Genomic DNA, 7,712 nt, shown 5'->3' with positions numbered 1-7,712 from the left:
GCAGCTGGCTGGCGGTAGCCGCCGCCATGCTGTGGGGGGTGCTGCGCATTACTCGCCGCCACCATCACCCGGTTCAACCCGCACCTGCGCCGAAAGCGCACGAGACGCCGCACAAACACGCCAACGCTCACTGACAAACACCTTTACCCGACACCAACAAAAACGGCCGCCGAACTCCATGGAGTTCAGGCGGCCGTTTCTATTGGCGACGGTCAGACTTCAGCGGCTAAACGCTTCGCTCTGGCCCGGCGGGACATCATGTTCAACACCTCGATCGAAGCCGAGAATGCCATGGCCGCATAGACGTAGCCTTTCGGTACATGGGCGCCGAAGCCTTCGGCGATCAGCGTCATGCCGATCATGATCAGGAAGCCCAGGGCGAGCATCACCACCGTCGGGTTGTCGTTGATGAATTTGGCCAGCGGATCAGCCGCCAACAACATCACCAGTACCGACACCACCACCGCGATAACCATGATCGGCAAATGCTCGGTCATGCCGACAGCGGTAATGATGCTGTCGATGGAAAACACCATGTCCAGCATCAGGATCTGACCGATCGCCGCAGCGAAGCCCAGGGTCACCGTCGAGGTCGCCGATTTCGGATCTTCCGGGGCCGGGTCCATGCTGTGATGAATCTCGGTGGTCGCCTTCCACAACAGGAACAGGCCACCGGCGATCAGGATCATGTCTTTCCAGGAGAACGCGTGGCCGAGAATCTCGATCACCGGCGCGGTCAACTGAACGATGAACGCGATGGTGCTCAGCAAGCCCAGGCGCAGGATCAACGCCATGCCGATACCGATGCGCCGTGCCCTCTGACGATTGTGCAAGGGCAGCTTGTTGGTCAGGATCGAGATAAAGATCAGGTTGTCGATGCCGAGCACGATCTCCATCACGATCAGGGTGGCGAGGGCGACCCAGGCGGTGGGGCTGGCGGCAAGTTGTAAAAGGTAGTCCATGGGTCAGTCCTGACTCGTTGTAATACGGTTTAGATTTCCTGGGAGGAAGATTCGGTTTTTTCCGATTCTTTTTCCGATGATTCTTTTTTGCCACTCAACCCGCTGGTGGCCTCGCTGAGCGCCTGCTCGGCGGCCTTGTGGGTATCGTCAATCGCCTGTTTGGCGCTTTCGGCGGCCTTGCCCATCAACTGCTGCGCGCTTTTCTCAGCCTGGTCGCAACCGGCCAGTACCAGTAAAGACGTGATCAACAGTGCCGTGGTTTTCAGCTTCATGATGCTTTCCTCGATAGAACAAACGGGACCTGAACGATGGCCCGTTGATAGCGATGCATTCTAGGGAAGTGAATACTTCAGGAAAATTCGTATTTTCAGCGGTTATACTTCGATTTTTACGAACTGTAGATCGTCATGCTCAACTATCGGCAATTGCATTACTTCTGGGTGGTGGCCAAGACCGGCAGCATCGTGCGCGCCTGCGAGCAACTGAACCTCACGCCACAAACCATCAGCGGGCAGATTTCATTGCTGGAACAGACCTTTGGCATCGAGTTGTTCCGGCGCGTCGGGCGGCAGCTTGAACTCACTGAGGCCGGACGCCAGGCACTGCCCTACGCCGAGCAAATGTTTCAGCTGGGTGGCGAACTGGAACTGATGCTGCGGGCACAACCCAATGAGCAGCAGATCCTGTTTCGCGTCGGCGTGGCCGACGTGGTGCCCAAATCCATCGTCTACCGCCTGATCGCACCGACCATGGAGCTGAGCGAACCGCTGCGCATCACCTGCCGCGAAGACAAGCTCGAACGTTTGTTGGCCGATCTGGCGATCCAGCGCCTGGACCTGGTGATTTCCGACAGCCCGATGCCGTCGCACCTGGACATCAAGGGCTACAGCCAGAAACTCGGTGAATGCGGGATAAGCTTCTTCGCCACCCCTGAGCTGGCGGCACGTTACGGTCACGACTTCCCGCGCAACCTGCACGGTGCGCCGCTGCTGATTCCCGGCCCGGAAACCGTGGTGCGCAGCCGTTTGCAGCGTTGGTTCGCCGAGCAGCAGGTCCAGCCGCAAATTGTCGGCGAGTTCGACGACAGCGCCCTGATGCAGGCCTTCGGCCAATCCGGTAGCGGGATCTTCATCGGCCCGAGCGTGATTGCCGATGAGGTGCAACGCCAATATGGCGTGGAAGTGATCGGCCAGACCGACGCCGTGAGCGAGTCGTTCTATGCCATCTCAGTGGAACGCAAGGTCAGGCACCCCGGCATTGTTGCCATTACCGAAGGTGCCCGACGCGAGCTGTTTACCGCGCTTTAAAACGCTCAGGCACAGACTTCCCGGGGCTTGAAGGTCATCAGCGCAATGGCCAGCAGGATCGAGGCGAGGATAAAGGCCGCCGCGGCGAAGCCCAGGCCTTGCAGGCCGACGCTGTCGATCACGCGGCCGCCGATCATCGCGCCGAGGCCGATACCGAGGTTGGCCCCGGCGATGTTCAGCGACGCGGCAAACGCCGGCGCCTCGGGCGCAGCTTTCATCAGGCGCACATGGCTGACCAGGAACAACGCCGCCTGGGTCACGCCCCAGATGGCCATCGCCGCCGCCAGACCGAGCGGCGAATGAATGTTCGGCACCAGCGCCACCAGGCCGGCAATCATGAACGCGCAGAACATCATCGACGCCATCAACGGATGACGATCCACCGCCCGGCCGCCCAGGGAGTTGCCGATCAGCCCGACCGCACCAAAGCCCATCAGGCACCAGCCAACCACTGTGCCATTGAATCCGGCCAGGCGTTCGAGGATGTCGGCCAGGTAGGTGTAGGCGGTGAACATACCGCTGAACACCACCACCGACAGCAGCACGTGACCGAGCATCAGCGGGCTGCGCAGGATCTTGAACTGCGACAGCAGGCTCACCTGATGCTGGTGCAGATGGGTCTTCGGCAGATAGATAAACAGCAGCAACGCCTTGGCAAAGGCGATGACCGCCAGAATGGCAAAGGCACTGCGCCAGCCGAACGCATCGGAAATCAGCGTGCCCACCGGAATGCCGAACACCGTGGCGCAAACGATGCCGAAGCCGATCTTGGCGATGGCGCGACCGGCGTAATCCGGCCCGACGATGTCCACCGCCGTTTCACTGGCCAGCGCCCAGAACACCGGCAGACCCAGCGCCGGGATCAACCGGGCAAACGCCATCACCCAGATGTTCGGCGCCAGCGCCGCCAGCGTGTTGGCCAGGCCAAACATGATCAGCACCGAAATGAACAGCTTGCGCCGCTCGAAGCGGGCGAAGTACGCCGTCAGGAACGGCCCGAACGCGGCCACGGTGAAAGCGAACAACGTCACCAGCAAACCCGCTTGCGGGATGCTGACGTCCAGGTCCCGGGCGATGGCCGGCAACAGGCCAACGATGATGAATTCCGTGGTCAGCACCGTGAAACCGGCGGCAGACAACAGAAGAATGGGCAACAGCATGCAGAACTCCAGAAAAAACGACGACACCAGCGATGACCCGAAGGCCCACTGGCAGACTTGAAAATGAGGATGGCGAATCTTAACAGAGTGTTTCCAAACGCGGTTGCACGAACCTGCCTATCTCGTTGAATGCCATGGTGGCAGTTCGTCACAGGCCTGAAAGATCGTGCCTGCCCGTGATAAAGTCCGCGCCCTGAAAAACGTACACCCTGTGTTTCCCTTTCGGTTTCCTGCCTGCGGCCTGCCCTGTTTGTTGCTGCACACCCGCGAAACCCTGCACCTAAAAAAATCAGAGATGCCGTTTTATGACTGCTTCATCCCCTTCCCTATTGCAACGCCTGAAACGCTTGAGCCTGGTCACGCAGATCATGATCGGCCTGATCGCCGGTATTGCCCTGGCCCTGTTCGCCCCTGACGTGGCCAGGTCCACGGCATTCATCGGCAAAGTGTTTGTCTCTGCGCTGAAAGCCGTCGCACCGATCCTGGTGTTCGTGCTGGTCATGGCGTCGATTGCCAACCATAAACATGGTCAGGAAACCCACATCCGGCCGATTCTGTTCTTGTATCTGCTGGGTACTTTCGCCGCCGCCGTGGTCGCGGTGGTTGCCAGCATGATGTTCCCGTCGAGCCTGGTGCTGTCGACCCAGGACGTTGCAGTGACTGCACCGGGCGGGATTGGCGAAGTGCTGCAAAGTCTGTTGCTGAGCGTGGTCGATAATCCGGTCAGCGCGCTGATGAACGCCAATTTCATCGGCATTCTGGCGTGGGCCATCGGCATGGGCATTGCCATCCGCCACGCCGGCGACACGACCCGTGAAGTGCTCGGCGACTTGTCCAACGGCGTGACGGTGATCGTACGTCTGGTGATCAGCTTCGCCCCGTTGGGCATCTTCGGCCTGGTGGCCTCTACGCTCGCCATCTCCGGCTTCGGCGCCCTGATCGGCTACGCGCACCTGCTGGCCGTGCTGCTGGGCTGCATGTTGTTCGTGGCGCTGGTGATGAACCCGATCATCGTGTTCTGGAAACTGCGCCGCAACCCGTACCCGCTGGTCCTGACCTGCCTGCGCGAGAGCGGCATCACCGCGTTCTTCACCCGCAGCTCGGCGGCGAACATTCCGGTCAACCTGGAATTGAGCAAGCGACTGGGTCTGCATGAAGACACCTATTCGGTGTCGATCCCGCTGGGCGCGACCATCAACATGGCCGGTGCGGCGATTACCATTACCGTGCTGACCCTGGCAGCCGTGCATACCCTGGGCATCGCCGTGGACATCCCGACCGCGATCCTGCTGAGCGTCGTTGCAGCGATCTGTGCCTGCGGTGCTTCAGGGGTGGCCGGTGGGTCGCTGTTGCTGATTCCGCTGGCGTGCAGCCTGTTTGGCATTCCGAGCGAAATCGCCATGCAGGTGGTGGCAGTCGGTTTCATCATCGGCGTGTTGCAGGATTCAGCCGAGACGGCACTGAACTCGTCTACCGATGTGCTGTTCACCGCGGCGGCTTGCCTGGGTGAAGAGCAAAAAGCCGAGCGCCTGGCCTGACACCCACCCCCTGTAGGAGCGAGCTTGCTCGCGATTACCGTGGGTCATTCAACTTTGATGTCGACTGACACTCCCTCATCGCGAGCAAGCTCGCTCCCACAGGGTTCGTGATTTAGCGAATAAATGCGTACACATGAAAAAGCCCCCGCAGCCTTAGGCTCCGGGGGCTTTTTTGTACCCGGACGGTTTAGAACGCGCCCATGTAGTCGCGCTTGCCCACTTCCACGCCGTTGTGGCGCAGCAGTGCGTAAGTGGTGGTGACGTGGAAGAAGAACTGCGGCAGGCCGTAGGTCAGCAGGTAGGACTGGCCGGTGAAGCGTTTCTCTTTAGGTGTGCCCGGGCGGGTGACGATCTCGATGCCTTCCTTGCCGTTGATCTGCTCCGGCTTGATCGAGCCGATGAAGGCCAGTGCCTTGGCAATCAACGCTTGCAGTTCGGCGAAGGTGGTTTCGCTGTCGTCGTACTTCGGCAATTCGACTTCGGCCAGGCGACCGGAAACACCCTTGCTGAAATCAACGGCGATCTGCACCTGACGCACCAGCGGGAACATGTCCGGGAACAGGCGCGCTTGCAGAAACGCGTTAGGGTCGATGTTTTTCTCGGTGGCGTGAGCCTCGGCCTTTTTCAGTACATCGCTCAGGGCGTTGAGCATTTGCTGGAAAACAGGCACGGAAGCGTCGTACAGGGAAATGGTCATGGCAGGTCTCGTGTGGAGGGAACGTGGGTCATTTGCAGGAGCGGGCTTGCTCGCGATGGACTCAAGCGCAACGCGTTTATCCAGAATGAACGCGTTATCGTTGACGCCCATCGCGAGCAGGCTCGCTCCTACAGGTGATCGGCATCAGGGGCCGATTATAGCCATGCACAGGTCTCCCGAGACCGGTCTTTTTCAGCTGCCGTAAACTATTGCCGTGCGCACGACGGCAGAATCGTTAGTCCTGCCTGGTCCGGACGGGTGATGTGCTGACGCGTGTGTTCGGCCGGGAAGCCGATCAGCGGCAGTCGCCCCCCATACGCACGAGCAACGCTGCACGGTCCGGTTTCAGGTACGGGTTGATTTCACCGACCTGGCATGTCGCCAGGTTCTGCAATTCCGGTGCGAGGGGTTCTTGCACAAACAGCAGCCCCGCCGGACGGGACTCGGACTGCAACTGCGCCACCGTCAGTGGCGCCACCGGCCGGCCCATGTAATAGACCAGACGGATATCCGGCTCACCGAGGGTATAGGCCTTCTGCCCCGGCTGCCCATCGGCCAGCGTGGCAACCTGCTCAAGGCCACCGACCCGGTGCGACAACACCCGCACTTCGACGAACATGTAGAACACCACAAACCCGGCCAGCATCACGTAGGGCACAACGACCAGGACCGTGCGCCAACGCCCCTTGAGGTCATCGAGCACCGCCGACCAGTGCATCGCCAGCAGCAACGCCATCGACGGATAAACCGGCAACAGGTACTTGCCGTGCTTTTCGGTGAACAGGGAAAACACCAGCAGCGGCAACAGGCTGCAGCACAGCAGCATGGCAGCCTCGCGGCGCGAGCGGATCATTGCCCAGAACTTGCGCGGCTGTACGAACACGATCAGCCAGAACGGGAAGAAATCACCGGCCAGGTACAACAGATACGCGTACCAGGCCTCGGCGCCCTGCCCGTCGATCTTATTCACGATGTCTTCGCTGATGATCGACGCCCAGATCCCCCAGCCCTGACTCACCGACACCGCCACGTACCAGGAACTGCCCAGCACCACGGCAATCAGCCAGCCCCAACCGTCGCACAGATAAGCTTTGGCCCGGGCATCACGGTAGATCAAGGCATAGGCCAGGATCGGCGCCGTCACCCACAACAGGCAAACCGGCCCTTTGGTCAGCAGCGCGCACCCCAGCAGCACATAGCTCAACCGACTCCAGAAGACCCGACCTTGCTGGAAGATGAACTGCCAGGCCGCCAGCAATGCGCCGAAGCACAGCAGGGTCAACAGCATCTCGATTTCCGAGCGCCGTGCGAACAGGCTGAAGGCACCGTTCGCGGCCAGGAACACCACGGCGAACAAACCGACCTGCCGCCCCGCCTGCCGAACGCCGTACAGATAGGTGCCAAAACAGCACAAGGCCGCGGCCAGCGCCGAAGGCAGACGCACACTCCACTCGGACAAGCTGCCCAGCACCGCCGTTGAAACCAGGCCCGCCCAATAGAAAAACGGCGGCTTGGACAGGTACAAGTCGCCGTTCATGTAAGGCAGCAGCCAGCTGCCTGCCTCGCGCATTTCGCGCACGGTAACGGCGCGGCGCGCCTCGTTGACACTGAGGAACGGCACGCTGCCCAACCCCCAGAAAAACAGCAACGCCATCGCGATAGCCACGAGCAACGTAATATTTCGGGTCGATAACGATCCGCGCATGACCTACTCCTTCAGGTGTTTGCTTTTCTTGATCAATTGCAGGTTGCGAAAGTAGACGATGGAGCCAAACGCCTGCCCGGCGATGAACACCGGGTCTTCACGGTAAATGGCATAGGCAAGCAGCAAGGTGCTGCCGACGATGCTCAGGTACCAGAAGCTCACCGGGATCACGCTGCGTTTCTTGTACTCGCTGTACAGCCACTGCAGGACAAAGCGCCCGGTAAAGGCGATCTGGCCGGCAAAACCGACGATCAGCCACAAGGCTTCGCGGGTGAGATTCATCCTTCAATCTCCTGGGCAATGGTGTGCAGCCGCGTGCGCTTGATCAGCCACCAGACCCCGA

At 60.4% G+C, this 7,712-nt stretch carries 8 protein-coding genes; 2 read left to right on the top strand and 6 right to left on the bottom strand.

The window, feature by feature from the left end:
- Positions 1–212: 212 nt before the first annotated feature.
- Positions 213–962 (bottom strand): TerC family protein, encoded by a 750-nt coding sequence (locus PMI31_RS03630; RefSeq protein WP_008016303.1) that lies wholly within the window; start codon positions 960–962, stop codon positions 213–215.
- Between the two features lie 29 nt (positions 963–991).
- Complete coding sequence (locus PMI31_RS03625) at positions 992–1,234, bottom strand: hypothetical protein (RefSeq protein ID WP_008016302.1); 243 nt, start codon at positions 1,232–1,234, stop codon at positions 992–994.
- A gap of 135 nt (positions 1,235–1,369) precedes the next feature.
- On the opposite strand from PMI31_RS03625, the gene nhaR reads away from it, so the two are divergent.
- Positions 1,370–2,269, top strand: a complete 900-nt coding sequence (gene nhaR / locus PMI31_RS03620) for a transcriptional activator NhaR (RefSeq protein WP_008016301.1) — start codon at positions 1,370–1,372, stop codon at positions 2,267–2,269.
- 5 nt (positions 2,270–2,274) lie between these two features.
- On the opposite strand, the gene PMI31_RS03615 is transcribed toward nhaR, so the two are convergent.
- Entirely contained in the window at positions 2,275–3,429 is a 1,155-nt protein-coding gene (locus PMI31_RS03615; RefSeq protein ID WP_008016300.1) for an MFS transporter, read from the bottom strand.
- Positions 3,430–3,734: 305 nt separating this feature from the next.
- Between PMI31_RS03615 and sstT the strand changes: the two genes are divergently transcribed.
- On the top strand, positions 3,735–4,967 hold the full coding sequence (sstT, locus tag PMI31_RS03610) for a serine/threonine transporter SstT (RefSeq protein WP_008016299.1): 1,233 nt from the start codon (positions 3,735–3,737) through the stop codon (positions 4,965–4,967).
- 187 nt (positions 4,968–5,154) lie between these two features.
- Here the strand turns inward: sstT and PMI31_RS03605 are convergent, their stop codons facing one another.
- The 3 genes from PMI31_RS03605 to PMI31_RS03595 all read right to left on the bottom strand — a co-directional run bounded on the left by PMI31_RS03605 (position 5,155) and on the right by PMI31_RS03595 (position 7,651).
- Entirely contained in the window at positions 5,155–5,664 is a 510-nt protein-coding gene (locus tag PMI31_RS03605) for a DUF1993 domain-containing protein (protein WP_043302175.1), read from the bottom strand.
- A gap of 295 nt (positions 5,665–5,959) precedes the next feature.
- Entirely contained in the window at positions 5,960–7,369 is a 1,410-nt protein-coding gene (locus PMI31_RS03600) for an ArnT family glycosyltransferase (protein ID WP_008016296.1), read from the bottom strand.
- A gap of 3 nt (positions 7,370–7,372) precedes the next feature.
- Entirely contained in the window at positions 7,373–7,651 is a 279-nt protein-coding gene (locus tag PMI31_RS03595; RefSeq protein ID WP_008016295.1) for a lipid-A-disaccharide synthase N-terminal domain-containing protein, read from the bottom strand.
- Between the last annotated feature and the right edge of the window lie 61 nt (positions 7,652–7,712).

It is taken from the genome of Pseudomonas sp. GM55, from assembly GCF_000282395.1.
Taxonomy (GTDB): Bacteria; Pseudomonadota; Gammaproteobacteria; order Pseudomonadales; family Pseudomonadaceae; genus Aquipseudomonas; species Aquipseudomonas fluorescens_CC.
The sequence above is the reverse complement of the archived record's forward strand: the minus strand, read 5'-3'. Positions and strand labels throughout refer to the sequence as shown.